15 protein-coding genes are annotated in these 19,025 nt (G+C 71.2%); 1 reads left to right on the forward strand and 14 read right to left on the reverse strand.

Going from position 1 to position 19,025, the window contains the following annotated elements:
• Positions 1-59 precede the first annotated feature (59 nt).
• Complete coding sequence (locus tag ABZ815_RS30030) at positions 60-1,067, reverse strand: hypothetical protein (RefSeq protein ID WP_357703753.1); 1,008 nt, start codon at positions 1,065-1,067, stop codon at positions 60-62.
• Positions 1,068-1,145: 78 nt separating this feature from the next.
• On the opposite strand from ABZ815_RS30030, the gene ABZ815_RS30035 reads away from it, so the two are divergent.
• Complete coding sequence (locus tag ABZ815_RS30035; protein WP_357703757.1) at positions 1,146-1,736, forward strand: TetR/AcrR family transcriptional regulator; 591 nt, start codon at positions 1,146-1,148, stop codon at positions 1,734-1,736.
• A 308-nt stretch (positions 1,737-2,044) separates the two neighbouring features.
• Here the strand turns inward: ABZ815_RS30035 and ABZ815_RS30040 are convergent, their stop codons facing one another.
• The 13 genes from ABZ815_RS30040 to ABZ815_RS30100 form a co-directional block, all read right to left on the reverse strand.
• Positions 2,045-4,603, reverse strand: coding sequence for a C39 family peptidase (locus tag ABZ815_RS30040; RefSeq protein ID WP_357703759.1), 2,559 nt, complete (start codon positions 4,601-4,603; stop codon positions 2,045-2,047).
• A gap of 193 nt (positions 4,604-4,796) precedes the next feature.
• Positions 4,797-5,795, reverse strand: a complete 999-nt coding sequence (locus ABZ815_RS30045; RefSeq protein ID WP_357703761.1) for a helix-turn-helix domain-containing protein — start codon at positions 5,793-5,795, stop codon at positions 4,797-4,799.
• Positions 5,796-6,314: 519 nt separating this feature from the next.
• A complete protein-coding gene (locus ABZ815_RS30050; RefSeq protein WP_357703763.1) occupies positions 6,315-6,965 on the reverse strand; it encodes a response regulator transcription factor in 651 nt (216 codons plus the stop codon).
• The gene (locus ABZ815_RS30055; protein ID WP_357703765.1) at positions 6,962-8,227 is read right to left on the reverse strand and encodes a sensor histidine kinase; all 1,266 of its coding nucleotides are present in this window, start codon (positions 8,225-8,227) and stop codon (positions 6,962-6,964) included. The genes ABZ815_RS30050 and ABZ815_RS30055 overlap by 4 nt, the downstream gene beginning before the upstream one ends.
• Positions 8,228-8,323: 96 nt before the next feature.
• Positions 8,324-8,692: a hypothetical protein gene (locus tag ABZ815_RS30060; protein ID WP_357703767.1), complete on the reverse strand. Its 369-nt coding sequence runs from the start codon at positions 8,690-8,692 to the stop codon at positions 8,324-8,326.
• A 238-nt stretch (positions 8,693-8,930) separates the two neighbouring features.
• The gene (locus ABZ815_RS30065) at positions 8,931-9,377 is read right to left on the reverse strand and encodes a hypothetical protein (RefSeq protein ID WP_357703769.1); all 447 of its coding nucleotides are present in this window, start codon (positions 9,375-9,377) and stop codon (positions 8,931-8,933) included.
• A gap of 1,395 nt (positions 9,378-10,772) precedes the next feature.
• Complete coding sequence (locus tag ABZ815_RS30070; protein WP_357703771.1) at positions 10,773-12,392, reverse strand: amidohydrolase; 1,620 nt, start codon at positions 12,390-12,392, stop codon at positions 10,773-10,775.
• Between the two features lie 10 nt (positions 12,393-12,402).
• The gene (locus tag ABZ815_RS30075; RefSeq protein ID WP_357703773.1) at positions 12,403-13,812 is read right to left on the reverse strand and encodes an amidase; all 1,410 of its coding nucleotides are present in this window, start codon (positions 13,810-13,812) and stop codon (positions 12,403-12,405) included.
• On the reverse strand, positions 13,809-14,624 hold the full coding sequence (locus ABZ815_RS30080; RefSeq protein ID WP_357703775.1) for an ATP-binding cassette domain-containing protein: 816 nt from the start codon (positions 14,622-14,624) through the stop codon (positions 13,809-13,811). Before ABZ815_RS30080 ends, ABZ815_RS30075 begins: the two co-directional genes overlap by 4 nt.
• On the reverse strand, positions 14,617-15,573 hold the full coding sequence (locus ABZ815_RS30085) for an ABC transporter ATP-binding protein (RefSeq protein ID WP_357703776.1): 957 nt from the start codon (positions 15,571-15,573) through the stop codon (positions 14,617-14,619). Before ABZ815_RS30085 ends, ABZ815_RS30080 begins: the two co-directional genes overlap by 8 nt.
• Entirely contained in the window at positions 15,573-16,406 is an 834-nt protein-coding gene (locus tag ABZ815_RS30090; RefSeq protein WP_357704019.1) for an ABC transporter permease, read from the reverse strand. Before ABZ815_RS30090 ends, ABZ815_RS30085 begins: the two co-directional genes overlap by 1 nt.
• A gap of 22 nt (positions 16,407-16,428) precedes the next feature.
• Complete coding sequence (locus ABZ815_RS30095) at positions 16,429-17,364, reverse strand: ABC transporter permease (RefSeq protein WP_125645850.1); 936 nt, start codon at positions 17,362-17,364, stop codon at positions 16,429-16,431.
• A complete protein-coding gene (locus tag ABZ815_RS30100) occupies positions 17,364-18,986 on the reverse strand; it encodes an ABC transporter substrate-binding protein (RefSeq protein WP_357703779.1) in 1,623 nt (540 codons plus the stop codon). Before ABZ815_RS30100 ends, ABZ815_RS30095 begins: the two co-directional genes overlap by 1 nt.
• Positions 18,987-19,025 lie beyond the last annotated feature (39 nt).

Raw genomic sequence — 19,025 nt, forward strand, 5'->3', positions numbered from 1 at the left:
CTAGTACAACTTGTACGAACGTTCAACATGATGGGTGCGGCGGGCTCGCGGAACCTGAGTCAGTGATCGCCGTGCGCGCCGGTGATGGTGGCGCCGATCTCCGTCATCCGCTCGGCCGCGTAGCCGGGGTCGATCAGCGCCTCGGGGGTGTGGAGGCCGGGTGGCACGGGGGCGCCGCGCAGGCCGAGCAGCCGCTCGACGCCCAGGGCGATGCCGAGCGCCGTCAAGGGGCGCTGGCCCTCCGGGTGGAGGAGGTAGCGGGTCGTCCTGTGCGGTGCGCCCGCGCGGTCCACGCCTTCGAGGTCGATCCTGACCTCCGTGGACGCGGGCCCGCCGCGCCGCCTGCCCGACGACTCGCCGACCGCGAACGCGAAGCGCACGTTGGGCGCGCCCGTCGCGAGGGCCAGGCTCGGCACGTCGAGGATGGGGACGATCTGGCCGGGCAGCACGGTGCCGTCGACGCCGGTGACCTCCACCTCCGCGTCGGGGCCGGTGACCCAGTGGAAGACGCCGTCGCGGCGGAGGTGTCCCGCCGAGGTGGCGGCCAGCAGGCGTGCCATGTCGGCCGTGGCCGCGGGGCCGCCGCTGTCCTGTTCGTCCAGCACGCCGCCGATCTCGATGGTGTCGAGCCGGTCGAACTCCCCGGCGAGGCCGAGCACCGCGAGGACGACGAGGCCCGCGTACCAGTGGCTGGCCAGCAGGATCGGTGACGCGCCGGCGCGCAGGCCGGCGGCGACGACCTCGGGTCCGATGTCGACCAGGCCGCTGGAGATGCTGACGTACGGCAGGCCGCGGTCCTGTGCGTAACGCAGCCCGTTCAGGTGGCTGTCCCACACGGTCGCCACGACCGCCGAGTAGCCGTCGCTCCCCTTCAGGCCGAGGTCGCCTCTGCGCAGGTCGATGGTCGCGGCCGTCGCGCCGCCGAGTTCGTCGGCGACCCGCCGGGCGCGGCCGAGGTCGCGGCCCGCGATGGTCAGCGGCAACTCCGGGTGCCAGCGGCGCAGCAGGGCCGCGGTCCCCGCGCCCGCCTGGCCGGACCCGCCCATGATCAGTACGGAGTGCTCCACGGTGATGTCCTCTCCTTAACCTACATTCTGTAAGTTACATTTTGTAGCTTAAGATGGGAGGCGACGCAAGGGAGGACGATGACCACCGGATCGACCCGCCTGTCCAAGCCGGCCAGACGGGAGCAGCTGCTCGACACCGCCATGGCGATCGTGCGCGCCCACGGCACCGACGGCCTCACGCTGCTCAGCCTGGCCGAGGCCGCCGGGGTCAGCAGGCCGGTCGTCTACGACCACTTCGGCACCCGTCCCGGCCTGCTGATCGCGCTCTACCGGCGGCTCGACGAGCGGCACCGGGCCGCCGCCGAGCAGGCCCTGCGCGACGCCCCGGCGCTCCCCCTCGAGATCGCGCGCGTCCTGAGCGCCGCCTACTTCGCCTGCGCCACCGACATGCCCGAGTGGACCGCCATCTCGGCGGCGCTCAAGGGGAACCAGGAGATGGAGGCGATCGAGCGCGACCTGCTCGACGGCTACACGGAGCTGATGGCCACCGCCCTGCGGCCGCACTCCGGGCTCACGCGGGAAGCCCTCCGCCTGCGCTGCGTCGGCGTGCTGGGCGCGGCCGAGGCCATCGCCGCGGAGCTGAACCGGGGACGTGCCACCGCCGCCGCGGCCATCGCGGCGCTGACGGACCTGACCGTCGGCAGCATCGACGCCGCAGCTCAGACCTGACGCTGTCGCGGGGTCAGCACTTGACCGTGAGCGTGGGACCGGTCAGCACGGTGGTGCCGCTGGTGACCACGCGGAAGGTGTTCTTCTTCATGCTCTTGCACGTCGCCCGGACGTGGAAGCCCCCGTCTGGTCGCTGCGCAGGGTCCGGCCCGCCAGCCGCTGCCAGTGCGGGATGCCGAGGATCTTCGTCTTCTTCTGCAGCGCCATCCACCACGAGCCGTTCCTGCTGCCCTCAGGTGCCGCTCTCCGTGCCGGAGCGCGCCGGGAGATGACGATCCCGGCGCGCTCCAGGGGCTGCGGGCGTCAGGTCACGGGTTGGCCTTCGGGGTGATCAGGTGCAGCAGGCCCGGCGTCATGGCGTTGCGCATGGCGTAGACCATCTGGTCGATCGTCATGTAGTGGTGCTTGGCCTCCTGCGGGTCCCACACCCGGAACCGGTACGTCTGGCCGCCGCCGCTCGTCGGCTGGGTGGAGAAGCCGTGGATGACCACGTAGTGCCGCAGCAGGCCGTTGTTGACATCGACCCAGGGCAGGTAGTCGGACTTGGCGAGCAGGATGGACGGCTGGCCCTTGGTCGTCAGCGACCACCACACCGCGCTGAAGGTGTTGGCGATGGCCACCGCGTTGTCCTCGTCGGTGTTGCGCAGGTAGTTCTGGTTGTAGGTGTAGCCGACGATCGTGTTGCCGTAGTGGGCCATGTTGGTGGGCAGGGTGCCGAGCTGGCTGGTACCGACCTCGTCGGCGATCTCCCGCTGGGAGGGCACGGGATCGGCGCCGGTGGTGGACAGCACCGCCTGCATCGCCGTCGGCCCGCAGAAGGTGTTGTTCTCCTGGGCCGTGCCGCGGAAGCGCAGGTCGCCGACGTTGCGGTTCTGGGTGTCGCCGTTGAAGGCGTAGGCGACGCTCAGCTCCACCGTTCCGATGAACTGGGGACGCCAGGCCGTGGCGCAGGACCGTACCGAGTCCAGCAGGGCCGATTCGCAGCGCACCTCCACGCTGGAGCCCGATCCCGGCAGGTCGGACAATCGCAGGTTCAGGTGCGCGCGGGTGACGGTCGGCCTGGCCGGGAAGACGTAGGCGACGCCGCGCACCTCCTCCCAGCCGCGCTCCTTGCGGAACTCCAGGCAGGTCATGTTCCAGCCGCCGCCGGGCACGGTGTCGAGCCTGGTGGTGCAGTTCTCCTTGTCCGGCTCGTCGTAGCCGGGGTCGCCGGACCGCTCCCAGACCGTGGAGGAGTCGGCCAGCGGCGAGACCACCGCGTAGATCGGCGAGCCGTGCCCGCCGGGGTGGGCGCCGTACGGGGAGAAGGAGGTGACCTTCGTGACCGCGTTGCCGTAGTTGCCCTCGATGGTGGTGATCAGTCCGTTGCCGTCCACCTCCACCACCACACCGACATGGGTGCTGTTGCCCGCGCTCGTGCCGTACAGCACCAGGTCGCCCGGTCGGATGTCGCTGAGCGAGCGCAACGTGCCGCGGCTCTTGCCCCACCAGTAGAAGTCGCCGCTGTAGGGCAGGAACACGTCGATGCCGGCGTGCCGCCACGTCCAGCTCGCGAACATGCTGCACCAGGCCCAGCCGCACTTGACCGAGCCGCCCGAGCCGTAGGGGTTGCAGTTGTCGCCCCACTCGGCGACGCCGAGCTGGCTGTAGGCGGCCCGCACGATCTGGTCGCGCACGTTGCCGCGGTCGACGGTGCCGCTGCCCGGGGGCATCGGCGTGCCGGGGTTTCCGGTGCCGCCACCGCCGCCCGCGGGCTTGGGGTCGTTGTCGCAGCGCGGCAGGATGATGTCGGACGAGCCGGTCTTGACGTAGTAGTCGGCCACCCACAGCCCGTCGAGGGTTTTGTCCCAGACGGCCGAGCCGCCGTAGTTGAACTCACCGTAGGCCTGGCAGACGATCGCGATGTAGCTGTTGCCCGCGTACCTGTCCTCCTCGCGGGCCGAGCTCAGGCTCTTGCCGTGGTAGCCGTTGAGCGTGGTGCGCACCAGGTAGCGGTTCCCGCCGCCGCCCGAGGGGCCGTCGTTGTCGCAGCGGTTCATGACGATGTCGGTGGAGCCGGTGCGCACGTAGTAGTCGGCCACCCAGAGCCCGTCGACGGTCTTGTCCCAGACGGTTGAGCCGCCGTAGTTCGTCTCGCCGTAGGCCTGGCAGACGATGGTGATGTAGCTCTCCTCGGAGTACTTGTCCTCCTCGCGGGCCGAGCCCAGGCTCTTGCCGTGGTAGCCGTTGAGCGTCGTGCGGATCGGGAACTGGCGGCCGCCGCCCGGCTGCGTGCCGCCGCCGCCCGGGATGCCGAGCGAGGAGCAGGAGGGCATGCCCGGGATCCAGCCGGTGGTGCCGGTGCTGATGTGGACATCGGGCACCCACAGACCCTGGGAGGTGTAGTCCCACAGCGTGCTGCCGTTGACGGCGCCGCCGTAGTCCTGGCACTTGATGAGGATCTGGCTGTCACGCATGTAGGCGTCGATCCGTACCCGGTCGTCGGGGTTGGCGCTGCCCCTGCCGTCCAGGTCGACCTTGACCCGGTACGGTCCGTGCAGCGAGCCCTTGTTCGCGTAGCCGTCGATCCCGATCGACAGGCAGCGGGGGACGTCGGGCAGGAAGCCGTCGATCCCGGTGCGCACGTAGGTGTCGGGCACCCACACCTTCTTGGTGGTGTAGTCCCAGACGGCGCTCCCGCCGACCGCCGGACCGGTGTCCTGGCAGACGATGATGACGTCGGCGTCGGCGAGGTAGGCGTCGGTGCTGACGCGATCGTCCGGGTCCATGCTGCCCCGGCCGTCGATGTCGACCTTCGCCTTGTACGGCCCCGCGTCCGCCACCGCCGTGGTGACGCTGACCAGCGACAACGGCCAGATGACCGACAAGGCGAGCACAATCGTCACTAACTTGCGAAGAACGTGTCCCATACGCGCGGAACTCCCTGGGTGGCGAGGAACGATGCACGATCACGGGGCATGCTGATCATCGTCGCCGTGGCGGCCGACCTCGCTCATCGCCCACACCCCGACAGCTTGCTACGGCGGCGCGCCGCGGTCGTTAGCGTGAGACGCAGACTTTCTACGCACCAGGCGCACCCCGCGGTTCCCGCAGCGCCGTCACGCTGTGGCGGTAGTGCCTGGGCGACATCCCGTACGCCGCGCGGAAGGACCGGCTGAAGTCGGCGGCCCGCGGGAACCCCCCGCGGGCCGCGACGGCCTGGATCGACAACGTGTGCAGCCGCGGATCGGCCAGGTCGGCGCGGCAATGTTCGAGGCGCCGCCGCCTGATCCAGTCGGTCAGTGTGGTGCCCTGACGCTGGAAGAGCACCTGCAGGTGACGCACGGAGATGTGGTGACGGGCCGCGACGACCCCGGGCCCCAGTTGGGCGTCACCCAGATGGTGCTCGACGAACGCGCAGATCTGCGCCATGAGGCTCCGGTCCCGGGTCTCGGGCGCCAGCCGGTACTGGGCGTTCAGCCGGTGGGCCAGGAAGGCGTGGGCCAGGTCCAGGGTGGTCGCGCCCAGCCGGGTCGCGTCCTGAGGAGACATGGCGGGAACCTCGCGCACCAGGGTCCTGAGGTAGGTGGCGAGCACCGCGCTCAGCCCCCCGGTGGCGGGCATCCTGCGCGACAGCAGGCCGTCGACCTGCCGTTCGGGCAGCGGCAGCCCGGCGCGCGGCAGGTGCATGATGATGGCCTGCGCCTGGTGCGGCCCGTCGAAGGCACCGCCGTCGTAGGGACGCGAGGTCTGCCACATCACCAGGTCACCGGCGGTCATCCGGGTGTCGTCCCGGTTCTGGCAGATCCACATCTCGCCGCCCACGATCAGCGTCAGCTCGTACGCCTCGGGGTCGGAACGGCGGATCAGCGCCGGGGTCCGCACCGACGTGAGCGCCGGGAAGGAGGTGGTGGTGAGCTGGACGACGCCCAGGTCGATGACTCCGGCGGTGGCACGGAAGTCGGCCATGTGGTCGCTCGTGATGCGGGTGGGTCCCACATCCCGGCTGATCATGTCGCACCACCAACCGAAGCGTTCCTCGGCCGGCAGGTCCGTGCTCTTCAGGACGACGAAGCTCATCTGCGCAACCTCCACTACTGGACGACCGCCGGCTCCCATGATCGACCAGCGGCGAAGAGCCGGCAGCCTCTGATCGGAAGCGATGCCGGGCGGGGACTTGAGCAGCGGCGCGACGCCGGCGGACCCACGCCTGAAACCGTGCTCGTCTACCCGATCAGCCGACAGGCCAGACATGGCATCGGCATGAGCCCGCCGGGACATGGCTCTTGGGAACCCTTGATCGGAACCACTCGCGCAGCCGTGCTCCACGCTGTCGGCTCCGGCGCCACCACCACCTCACCTCGCCGGGTGCCGACCTTCACCGGCAAGCCGCACTCCCCAAGATGCCGACCGGGCCCTGGCACGTTTGGGCGAAGTCGCTCGCTCCGCAGCCTCCCAGGGCGCTGGCCAGAAGGAACTGCGAGCTTCGGAGCGACGTTGACGGCCCTGGCAGTCTCCCCCGGACCTTCGCCCCGGAGCCGTCCACCCCGGGACGGAACTCGCCGATCGGGCTCGCCAGAGCGGGCCGGACGGTGAGGGCTACGGGCGCTCGGGCGTACCCAGCAGGCCGCGGTTGTACGCCTCCGCCACCGCCGACGCGCGGTCGTTGACGTCGAGTTTCGCGTAGATGTTCAGCAGGTGCGTCTTGACCGTGGCCTCGGTGATGAACAGCCGGGCGGCCGCCTTGCGGTTGCTGTGGCTGGCCGCGACCAGCCGTAACACCTCCAGCTCGCGCTGGCTCAACGGCCCGGTCGAAGGCGCCGGGGTGCGGAGCCGGCTCATCAGGCGGGCGGCCACCGACGGCGAGAGCGCGGCCTCGCCGCGCGCGGCGGAGCGTACGGCACGGACGAGTTCCTCGCGCGGCGCGTCCTTGAGCAGGTAGCCGGTGGCGCCCGCCTCGATCGCGGGCAGCACGTGGCTGTCGGTGTCGTACGTCGTCAGCACCAGCACCCGGGCCGGCACGCCGCGCCTGGCCAGCTCGCCGATCGCGGTGACGCCGTCCATACCCGCCATCCGCAGGTCCATCAGGATCACGTCCGGGGCCAGGGCCTCGGCCAGCCGGACCGCCTCGGCCCCGTCCGACGCCTCGCCCACCACGGTGAACTCGGGATCGCGGGCGAACATGCTGCTCAGCCCGTCGCGCACGACCGGGTGGTCGTCGACGACGAGCAGCTTGATCGCGTCACTCATGTGCCTGCCTCCGGCGTGTGCGCGGGCAGGCAGGCCGAGATCCCGGTCCCGCCGCCCAGCTCCGATTCGATTCGCAAAGCGCCCGACAGCGCCTCGATCCGCTGCCGCATCGCCACCAGCCCGAAGCCCCCGTCGTGACCGGCGCGCGCGTCCAGGTCGAAGCCGGGGCCGTCGTCGCGGACGTCGAGCACCGCCTGCCGGTCGGTGTAGGAGAGGGTGAGGCCGACGCGGGTGGCCGTGGACGCGTGCTTGGCGACATTGGCCAGCGCCTCCTGGGCGACCCGCAACAGGGCGACCTCGGCCTGCGCGGGCATCGTCCGGGTCTCGCCGGTGACGGCCACCTGGACCGGAAGGCCGTGGCGCGCCGACCACTTGGCCGCCACCTCGGTGACGGCGTCGGCCAGCCGGCCGGACTCCAGGGGTTCGGGACGCAGCTCGTTCACCGAGCGCCGCGCCTCGGTGAGGCTCTCCCTGGCCAGCGCGGTCGCCGCCGCGTGGTGCCGCCGCCACGCGGCCGGGTCGTCGGCCGCCTGCTCGGCCGCCTGCAACTGCGTGACGATGCCGGTCAGGCCCTGGGCCAGGATGTCGTGGATCTCCCGCGCCATCCGGGCCCGCTCGTCCAGGACGCCGGTCTCATGAGCCTGCTCGACCAGCCGTTCCTGGAGTGCCGCGTTCTCGGCCAGGGCCGCGGCCAGCCGGGCGTTGGCCTCCCTGCTCTCGCGCAGCGCCGTCTCCCGTGCCGCGTAGTAGCGTGCGCCGACCTCGCTGAGCCAGGCCATCAGGCACATCGGCACGACGTTGACGGTCAGGACCCCCAGGTACTCCAGCAGGCCCGTCCAGGTGCCGAAGTCCAGGCCGGCCGACTGCGCCGTGCCCGCCACCACCGCGACGCCCGCGATGAAGTACAGCTCACGCGGCCAGCCGATGATCCGGAAGGCGTAGAAGTACAGCGCGGGCGTGTAGACGCCGAACCACGGATCGCGTACGACCATGACCAGCCCGAACAGGATCAGGCCCGCGATGAACACGCTCATCACGCCGACTCGCCCGCGCCACTGCGGGTGCAGCGTGAAGAGCACGAGCTTCCACACCGCGGCTGCCGCGCAGAGCGCGAGGTCGAGGGCGAGCGAGCCCGGCTGGTCGTGCTTGACGACGATCGTCAGGGCGGCCATGACGGCCAGCAGCACGTACGGGACCACGGTGATCATGGGAAGGAGCCGTCGCTCCCAGCCCGCCGGCGCGGCCATCCGCCAATTGTCCATCGCTCACCTGCTCCCAGAACAATCTAGCCGCTGCCGTCGATACTCCCGCGCCGCTGGAAGCACCGCGCTCCAGCGCCGCCTCATCGATCGACGAGCTCAGCGCCGGTCCGCCGGCCGCCGGTTGAGCTGGACGACCACAGGCAGCAGGAGCAGGCCGCAGACACCCTGCTCCAGCTTGAACCACAGCGGGAACAGACCGGGCAACGCGATGATCACCACGATCGCGACCAGCATGATCGAGGTGACGATCCGCAGCCGCAGCAGCATCTTCCGCTCACCCCTGGCCGCCCGTGCCGCGAACAACCAGGTGACCAGCGAAGCGACGGCGACGAGCGTGCCGCGGACCCACACCGAGTCGGGGACCATCGCCGCGTCGTTCCGGAACACGACCATCGTCACCAGCGTCAACACGCTGACCACGACGTACCCTCTGACCAGCCACACCATGTTGCGCATCTCGACCATCTCCGTCCTTGGTGCTCACCGACCGGATTCAGCGTCGCAACAGAGGCGCCCTGCGCGGATCGCCCGATCCGCCGATTGGGCGGTGGATTCGCGCGACCGTTCAGGTGGTGGAGCCGATCAACCGATCGGTGGAGCACGCCCTGGCTGAACGCCCCGGTCCGGGACCGCCGTCCCGGACGCGAGGACGGTGAGCGCTAAGAGGAGACCGCACGCGCGGCAACCCACACCAGAGGTGCTTTCAGATGCGTGTGCCCAGCGTGCGGAGACGGCGAGCAGACCGGCGGCCAGGGCGCGGCCGTGCGCGGCGGCGTGCTCGCCGTCGCGCAGCCGGATCCGCCGGTCTTCGTGGTGCAGCACCCACGGCGCCGTCCGGCTGCCGGGCGACTGCGATGCCTGCGCCGGCCAACCTCACCCCGCGAGCCCCCTCACCGAGGTCGCCGCTGAGGTCGGCCAGTTCGGGCAGCACCAGCCCGGCAGCGGTCTGGGCGGCGGCCAGCCGCTCACGTAGCTCCCGCACCTGTTCCTTGAGCTTGCTTTCGGCCCGGGCGGCGTGGGCCTGCTGCTCGGCGGCCACGGCGCGCTCGTTCTGGGCGTCGCGCTCCTGGCGGGCCTGGCGCAGCTCCTCTTCGGCGCGGGCCTGCAGCCGCGCGGCGGTGACGGCCTCGCCTGTCGAGGGCGCGGGCACGCTGGAGTTCCGCTCGCGTCGGCGCTGATCGTGGCGTCCGACAACCCGGCAGCCGCGCGGGCGAGCACGAACCCCGCCAGCACATCGGTCTCGAACTCAGCCGGCTCCTGCGCCCCGGTCGAAGCGCGTGCCTCGCGAAGATCCCGCACGACCGACAGGCTCAACCCACGTCTCCTCGTCTTCGACGCCGATGTCAGACGATCGAGGAGGACGATGAACCTTCACAATCTCCTGGTAGCCGGCACGTCGATCGCGTGCCTGTCCTGGGTGGCCTTGTACCAGACCTCCCCGATCTGGGCGTCAACTCTGCCCGTGCTCAGCCGCGGGGAATCGACCTACAGTTTTGGCCTTGCACCCACAACGAGCCCTCTGCCCAGCCGGTGTGACAGGCGTAGTAGATCTGACCTGCCGCGCCGATGACGAAGTTGCTCAGGGGACCCCAGTGGCCCGTGTTGCAGCTGGTTCCCCGGACGGTGGATTCAGAGGCATCGACGGATTCGCATGTTATGACGGTGGCGGCGTGGGCTGCAGGGAGCGGTGCGGCGGCTATCGCAGCAGCAGCGACGAGAGGGGCCAGCAGGGGCAGAGCGAGTCGCATGATCGGATCCCTTCCGGAGGTGTGGGCGTGGCGGACGCCACCCCATCAATCATTAACTCTATGTAGTTATACAGCTACTGTCTGTAGTGGAAGTTTGCCCGCGCTCTCGGCAAAATCAGAACAGCCCGGCGAACCCCATCGCCTCCTCATCAAACGCCACCACAGGAACGGGCACCCCATGAGCCGCTCTCCTGCTCGGTCTCGAAGAACATGCCGGCCTGCCGCTCCCCCAGCCCCGGAACCGTCACGACGTCGTTGAAGACCACGGTCCGGACTCCCTCGAAGGTTCCGCCGTCGGCGCTGTACGCAGTGGTGAAGGCGCCCAGCCTGAGGAAGCCAGAGTTTATCCCGTTGATCAGAGTAGAAGTCCGGACCGATGCTGATCTCCCGGGACCGGCCCGTCCCCCCTACCTCCTGGGAGATCGTCGTGGTGTCGGCGGGATCGCAAATGATGATCTCTACCTCGCCACGGCAGCGTGGCCCGCCCCGGGAGGGGCAGCCCGGTCGGCAGGCAAGCCGGTGGCCTACCGCCGACGCCACCCGCGAGGACCTGCCCGACTTCGCTGGTTCCCACGCGAGACCTGGCTGGTCGGCGCGCTGCCGGCCGAGCAGACCGACGAACGGACCGAAGCACGCCGCAACATGGGCTTGGACGTCCTGGCCGAAGCCCGTATCCAGCCGATCCCGACCAGCGCAGCGCAGACACCTACCGCTTGACCTGCAGAAACGGGCGGCCCCGCCCCTTTCCGCCGCGGCGAGCGGAGAGGACGGGGACGGGTTCCCTCGGCGGTGAGCGGTCAGAAGGACGGATGCGTGTGCACCCGTCGTCCCTCCACGTAGGTGGCGAGGACGGTGATACCGCCCAGGTCACCGGGGGGGACGGCGAACGGGTCGGCGTCGGTGACGATGAAGTCGGCGAGCTTGCCGGGCTCGATGGTCCCCGTCCGGGTGTCGAGGTGGTTGATCCGGGCGGTGCCGATCGTGTACGCCGACAGGGCCGCCGCCACCGGGAGGCGCTGCGCGGGCAGGAACGGCCGCCCCGATCCGTCGGGGAGCATCCGGTTGACGGCGACGTGGATGCCGAGGAACGGATCCGGGCTGCTCACCGGCCAGTCGCTGCCCGCGGCGAGGGCGGCGCCCGAGCGCAGGAGGTCGCCGAAGGGGTACTGCCAGGTGGCGCGCCGGTCGCCGAGGAAGGGAATGGTCAGCTCGTCCATCTGCGGCTCGTGCGCCGCCCACAACGGCTGGATGTTGGCGGTGACCTCCAGGGCCGCGAACCGCGGCACGTCGTCGGGATGGACGACCTGGAGGTGGGCGATGTGATGCCGGTTGCCCTTGCGCCCGTTGACCTTGAGCGCCGCCTCGAACGCGTCCAGCGCCTCCCGGGCGGCTCGGTCGCCGACCGCGTGCACGTGGATCTGGACCCCGACGGCGTCCAGCCGGGTGATGTGGGCGCGCAGGTCCTCGGGTCCGATGAAGCTGATGCCGCTGTTGCCGGTCCGGCATCCGCAGCCGTCCAGGTAGGGGGAGGTCATGGCGGCGGTGTAGTTCTCCGCCACGCCGTCCTGCATGATTTTCACGCTGGTGGCTCTGAACCGTCCGGTGGTGGTACGGCGGGCGAGCAGTTCGGGGATCTGCTCCTCGCCCCGGTCCCGATCCCACCACAGGGCGCCGACCACGCGCCCGGTGAGCATCGAGGCGTCGGCGGCGGCCTGGTAGGCGCGCTGGACCTCCGGGCTGACCATCGCGTCCTGCCATGCCGTCACTCCGGCCTGGTGCAGGCGTCGCTGGCCCGCCTGGAGGCCGCGGAGCAGGTCCTCGTCCGTGGGTTCGGGCACGTGCCTGCCCACGAGCGAGGCGGCGCCCTCGTGCAGGGTTCCTTGGGGGGTGCCGTCCGGTTCGCGTTCGATGCGGCCATCGGCCGGGTCGGGGGTGCCGTGGTCGACGGCGCACAGTCGCAGGGCCTCGGTGTTGACCCATGCGCCGTGCCCGTCCCTGTTGGTCAGGTAGACCGGCCGGTCGGGGACGACCTCGTCGAGCGCGATCCGGCTCGGTGTACCGCCGGGGAACCATTCCATGGACCATCCGCCGCCGGAGATCCAGCGCGTCTCGGGATTGGCCGCGGCGTACGCGCGGACCGCGGCGAGGGCGTCGGCGGCGTCCCGCGCCTCGTGCAGGTCGCACCGGGTCATGGTGAGCCCGGCCAGGACCGGGTGCACGTGGGCGTCCTGGAATCCGGGAAGCAGGGTCCGGCCGGCCAGGTCGACGACCTCGGTCCGCGGGCCCGCAAGGTCGCGCATCTCCTCGTCGTCGCCGAGTGCCAGGATCCGCCCCTCGCGTACGGCCACCGCACGGCTCGGGGTGCCGGCCATGGGGCGTACTCGGCCGTTGACGAACAGGATGTCGGCAGAAGTCATGAAACTCTCCTCAGAGCTGCGGGCGGGTGGACCACGGCAGGACGCGTTCGACGGCGGCGCCGATGTGGAAGACGGTCGCGTCGTCGTAGCTGCGGCCGACGATCTGCACCCCGGTCGGCACGCCGTAGGACGACAGGCCCGACGGGACGTTGAGCACGGGGCAGCGGCTGGCGATGTTGAACACGGGCGTCAGCGAATACTCCAGGTAGTGGTCGAGCCGGACGCCGTTGACCGTCAGCTTGGTGTCCACGTAGTCCTCGCCCGCGGGCAGCGCGGCGGCGCCGGCGGTGGGGCAGATCAGCGCGTCGTACCGGTCGAGCAGGTCACCGATCACGGCGTAGACGCGGCCCTCCAGCTCCAGCCCGGCCAGGAAGCCGTCGCGCGCCAGCGCGGCGCGAGAGTCCTCGGCGAAGGCGAGGGCGTAGGGCGTGAGCTCGTCGCGGTGCGCGTCGGCCACGCCGGCGACCATGGGCCCGAAGATGGCGCCGAAGTGGATGAAGGCCGCGCGCATGACGTCGGCGCGCCGCAACGGCACTTCCACCTGCTCCACGACGGCCCCGGCCGTGGCCAGCGCGTCGGCGACCGCGCGGGTGTTGGCCGCGACGTCCGGCTCGATCTCCCAGTTCCCCAGGTCCGGTGAGTACGCGATGCGCAGCCCTGCGACGTCGCCGAGGCGTTCGGGGACGTGTACGGCGGGGCGGATGGAGACGACGTCGGCCGGGTGCGGCCCGACGATGACGTTCTGCAGGAGCGCGCAGTCGGCGACGGTGCGGGCCATCGGGCCGTCATGGCAGTAGTGGTCCAGGTTGTACGGCGACATCGCGGGCACCCGCCCGTAAGGGGGCTTGTATCCGACCGTTCCGGTGGCCGCGGCGGGCAGGCGGATCGAGCCGCCGATGTCGGACCCCGTGGCCAGCGTCGCCGTCCCCGACGCCAGCGCCGCGCCCGCGCCGCCGGAGGAGCCGCCGGGCGAATAGTCCAGGTTCCAGGGGTTACGGGTGATGCCCCACAGCCGGGAGTGCGTGTAGGCGGCGCAGCAGAACTCCGGCGTGGTGGTGCGGGCGTGGACGATCCCGCCGGCGGCGATGACGCGCTCCACGACCGGGTGGGTGGCGTCGGCGACGTGGCCGGCGTAGGCCAGGGAGCCGTCGCTGGCCCGCCTTCCCGCGATCGGCTGCTCGTCCTTGGTGGCGACCGGGAGCCCTTCGAGCGGTCGCGGCGACCCGTGGACGTAGGCGTGCTCGGCCTTCCTGGCCTGGTCGAGCGCCTGCTCGAACATCGTCTCGCTGAGCGCGTTGACCCGGGGCTCGACGGCCTCGGCCCGCTCGATGACCGCGGTCATGAGCTCGACGGGCGACAGAGCCCGGGTCCTGAACAGCTCCAGGGCTTGCGTGGCGGGCAGGTGCGCGAGGTCACTCACATGATCTCCTGAAGGGCGCGCCGGTCGGCGGCGATCTGTACGGGGTCCCAGCCGGGCCGCGGCACGGAATGCAGCAGCAGGCGGGTGTAGGGGTGCTGGGGGGCGGCCAGGACCTGCTCGGTCGGCCCGGCCTCGACGACCTTGCCGCGGTACAGCACGACGATGTCGTCGGCCGCGTGCCGGACCAGGGCCAGGTCGTGGGTGATGAACAGGTAGGCGATGTCGAGAGTGCGGCGGATCCGCGCCAGCAGGTCGAGGATCTGCGCCTGGATGGACACGTCGAGCGCCGAGGTGGCCTCGTCCAGGATGAGCACCTTCGGTTCGGTGGCGAGCGCGCGGGCGATGGCGACCCGCTGGCGTTGCCCGCCGGACAGCCGTCTGGGCAGCGCGGCCGCCTCGCGTTCGCCGAGCCCGACGCGTTCCAGCAGCTCATCGCGCCGGGCCTGCCGGGCCTGCCGGTCCATGGCGAAATGCAGGCGCAGCGACTCCTCCACGCATTCGCTCACGCTGATGCGCGGATCGAGGGAGAGGTAGGGGTCCTGGAAGACCATCTGGATCTCCCGCGCCCGCGCGAGCCTGGCCCGGCGGCCGCGCGGGACGCGCGAGCGGTCGCGGCCCTCGACGCCGATCCGTCCCGCGTCCGGGATCTCCAGGCCGACGAGCATGCGCGCGGTCGTCGTCTTGCCCGATCCCGACTCGCCCACCACGGCGAGCGAGCCGCCCGCCCGCAGCGAGAAGGAGACGCCGTCCACGGCGGTCTTGCCGCCGAACGCCTTGCGCAGCCCCTCGACCTCCAGCACGTTCTCAGTCATGGACCGGCTCTCCCGCTCTCAGGCACGCCACCTGGGCGTGCTCCAGGGTCTCCAGCACGGGCCGCCGCTCCCGGCACCGCTCGACGGCCAGGTGGCAGCGGGCCGCGAACGCGCAGCCGTCCGGCGACTCCGCGAGCGACAGGGGCCTGCCCGGCACCCCGTGCGGGGGCTCGTGCGACTCCAGCCGGGGCGTGGCCGCCAGCAGCCCGGCCGTGTACGGGTGGCGGGGCCGGGCGAAGAGCTCGCCGGTGGCCTGCTCCTCGACGATCCGGCCCGCGTACATCACGTAGATGCGATCGCAGATGGCCGCGGCCAGCTCCAGGTCGTGGGTGACGAACAACATGCCCATCCCGCGCTCGGTTCTCAGGTGCGACAGGATCGCGATGACTTCCGCCTGTGTGGTGACGTCCAGCGCGGTCGTCGGCTCGTCGGCGAGCAGCAGGTCGGGCTCGGCGGCGAGCGCCCCGGCGATCATCACCCGTTGCAGCATCCCGCCGGAGAACTCGTGCGGGTGGCGGCGCAGCGCGGCTCGCGGGTCCTCGATGCCCACCGCCTCCAGCAGCCCCTCCGCACGATCGAGGGCCTGCCGGTACGGCAGGCCGCCCGCCCGCAGCCCCTCGGTGACGAAGTCGCCGATCCGCCGGACGGGATTGATCGACGCCCGCGGATCCTGGAAGATCATCGCCACTCGGCGACGGCGCAGGTCACGCAGTCCCGCGGCGGTCTGCGACAGCACGTCCTGGCCGTCGACCAGGACGCGCCCGCTCACGGCGGTCTGCCGGGGCAGCAGGCCGAGCACGGCCCGGCAGGTGACGGACTTGCCCGACCCGGACTCGCCGACGAGCCCGACGGCCTCGCCCTGGGCGACATGCAGCGACACCGCGTCCAGGATGGGCCGTGCGGCCTGGCCGGGCGCCAGCCGTACGGTCAGGTCGTTGATCTGGAGCATCAGCGCTCCCTCCCGGAGACACGGTCGGCGATGCCCTCGCCGACGATGCTGAAGGCCACCACCGTGACCACGACGGCGGCGCCGGGGACCAGCGCGGGCAGCATGGCGCCCTGCAGCAGCGCGGACGCGCCCTCGTTGATCATGGCGCCCCAGTCCGGGACGGGCGGCTGCGTGCCGAACCCGAGGAAGGACAGCGCCGCGAGGTCCATGAGCGCGTAGCCGAAGTTGATCGCCGACTGCGCGAGGATCAGCGGCACGACGTTCGGGACCAGGTGTCTCAGGCAGATGACCCAGCCGGACCAGCCCTGCACCCGGTAGGCGTGGATGTAGGGACGGGACATCTCCCGCAGGGCGACGCCGCGCGCCAGCCGTCCGACGTATGGGGTGTACGCGATGCTCATCGCCACGACGGGCGCGGTCAGACCGGGCCCGAACATGGCCACCAGGCTGATCGCCAGCAGCAGCGCGGGGAAGGCGAAGACGAAGTCCATCGCGCGCGACAGGACCGCGTCGGCGACCCCGCCGGTCCAGGCGGCGAGGACGCCGAGCAGGGTGCCCGCCACCGTCGACAGGGTCACCACCAGGAGAGGGCCGAGCAGTCCCGCCCGCGCGCCGAAGATCAGGCGGGACAGGACGTCGCGGCCGGACTGGTCGGCGCCGAGCAGGTGATCGGCGCTCGGGCCGCTCAGCGCTGCCGAGAAGTCGATGGCGAGCGGGTCGTGCGGCGCCACGACCGGGGCGAGGATCGCCACCGCCACCAGGACGGCCAGGACGGCGACGCCGGCGACGGTCGTCCTGTCGGCCGGGAGCCGGTATCGGCGGTGGAGGGTCACGGCTGTCAAGGGGACTCCTTCGCTACGCCCTGCGCAGGCGCGGATCAATGGCCGGTTGGACCAGGTCGACCAGCAGGTTGGCGCCCACGAAGACGACGACGATCAAGGTGGTGACGGCCTGCACGACCGGGAAGTCCTTGACGGTGACCGAGCTGACCAGCAGCTGCCCGATCCCGGACAGGCCGAAGGCGGTCTCCACGATCGAGGTGGCGACGAGCAGCCCGGCGATCACCGTGCCGGTGACCGTGCTGATCGGGCCGAGCGAGTTGCGCAGGACGTGGCGCCGGATCACCGCGTTCTCCTGGACGCCGCGCGAGCGCGCCACCTCGACGTGCTCGCGGGCCAGCTCCTCCAGCATGGACGCGCGGGTGACCCGGGCCAGCAGCCCGGCGAACGTCAGGGCGAGCGCGGCCGCGGGCAGGGTCAGATGCCAGAGCCGGTCGACCAGCCCCTCACCGTTGCCGAAGGCGGGGAACCAGCCGAGCTGGACGGAGAACAGCGAGATCAGGCCGATCGCCGCGACGAACGAGGGGGTCGCGGTGGCCACCCCGGTGCCGATGAGGACGACCCTGTCGAGCGGGCCCGGCCGCAGCGCGGCCAGGGCGCCGAGGATCAGCCCCGCGGCCACGATGAGCAGCCCGGCGTAGCCGACCAGGAAGAGCGTGGTGGGCAGCCTGGCCAGGAGCAGGCCGGTCACGTCCTGGCGGAACTGCACCGAGCGGCCGAAGTCCCCGGTCACCGCGCCGCCGACCCATTTGAGGTACTGCGTGAGGAACGGATCGTCCAGGTGGTACTGCGCCCTGATCGCCGCGATCGCCTCCGGGGACGCCGAACGCCCTTGGGTGAGGAACGAGGCCGGGTCGCCGGGAGCCAGGTACACGGCGGAGAACACCGCGAACGAGGCCCCCAGCAGGGTCGCGACCAGTCCGGCGAGCCTGCGGGCCAGGAAGGCGCCCATCAGTCGGCCGACCCGAGCACCGCGGCCCAGGGATAGACGAGCTGGGTGATGCCGGTGGGCGCGCCGGTGAGCCGCTTGTTGAGGAACATGCTGTGCGGCACCTCGTACAGCGGGATCCACACCATGTCCCGGACGGCGATCTCCTGCAGCTCGGCGACGACGGCGGCGCGGGCCGCGGGGTCGGCCTCGGCGCTCGCCCGGTCGACGAGCTTGTCGTAGTCGGGGTTGGAGTAGCCGCCGTAGTTGGCGAAGTTGCCGGTCTGCAGGATCCCGTAGAACTCCAGCGGGTCGGGGGTCGAGTCGTACCAGATGGTCATGACCAGGTCGATGCCCTCGCGGGCCTTGGGGTCGGAGAACAGCGCGGAGTAGGCGTCGGGGGCCACCGCCTTCTGCTCGACCTGGAGTCCGATGGCCTGGCCCGCGGCCTGGACGGCGTTGGCGATGACGCCGATGTCGGGAGCCATCGTGCTCGTGGCGATCACGATCTTCCTGCCTGTGCCGCCGGCCTCCTTGACCAGCTTCTTGGCCGCTTCGAGGTCGGTGTTCAGCTCAGGGAGCTTGGCGTAGTACTGCTGGGCGGCCTCGGGGGCGATCCCCCACGCGCCGATCGCCGCCGGCGCCTTGGCCGGTGTGGCGACCCCGGCGACGCTGGCCTTGAGGATGTCCTTGCGGTCGAGCGCCATGGACAGCGCCTTGCGCAGCCTCAGGTCGCCGAGCGTGCCCTTGAGGTCGAGCGGGATGAGGCTGACGGCGGCGGTGTTGGGGCCGAAGTACAGCTTGCCGCTGGAGGCGGCGCCCAGGCGGGTGAAGCCGGTGGTGGGGACCAGGTAGCTGCCGTCCGCCTCGCCCGAGAGCAGGGCGTTGACGCGGGCCGCCGGGTCGGAGATGAAGACGTTCCGGACGGTCGCGGCCCTGGCCTTGAGCGCGGCGTCCCAGTAGCCGTCGAAGCGCTTGAGGTTGATCGCCTGGCCCTTGTCCCACCTGTCGAGCGAGTACGGCCCGGTGCAGTTCACGCCCTTGTCCGGGGTGCCGTACCCGGTGCCCTGCGCGGCCAGGAACGCGGCGCTCTCGATGGTCCCGGCCGACGTGCCCATCTGCTCGTTGAACAGCTGGTCGGGCTTCTTCATGTGGACGGTGACCTCCATGGGGCCCGTCTTCTCCACCGATTTGACGTTCTGGTAGGACGAGACCCAGTACGACCCCACCTTCGGATCCATGTGCCGGCGCATGCTGGCGACCACGTCGTCGGCGGTGAGCGGCGAGCCGTCGTGGAAGCGCACGCCCTCGCGGATCGTGTACACCCAGCGCCCGGGGTCGGGCGATTCGGCCTTGCTCGCGAGCCCCGGCTCGACCCGGAAGTCGGGCGTGATCCGCATGAGCTGCTCGCACACGTTGGCGAGCACGGTGTTGGGCGGGTAATCGAAGGCGTAGGCGTAGTCGAGCGACTGCGGCTCCGCGTAGAGCGCCCAGGTCACGGCGTCCACCGGGCCCTTGGCCGGCGGGAGGTCCGCCGTGACGGTGAAGGCGCCGGCTCCGGACGCCTTCGGAGCGGCCGTGCCGCCTCCGCAGGCAGCGGCCGCCAGTACGGTCAGCGCCGCGGCGGCGAGACGAGCGGTACGCATCGGACCACCTCTTCCTCGTGCGGGAAAGTGCCACGAGTA

The sequence above is a fragment of the Nonomuraea sp. NPDC047529 genome (assembly GCF_040642995.1).
Taxonomy (GTDB): domain Bacteria; phylum Actinomycetota; class Actinomycetes; order Streptosporangiales; family Streptosporangiaceae; genus Nonomuraea.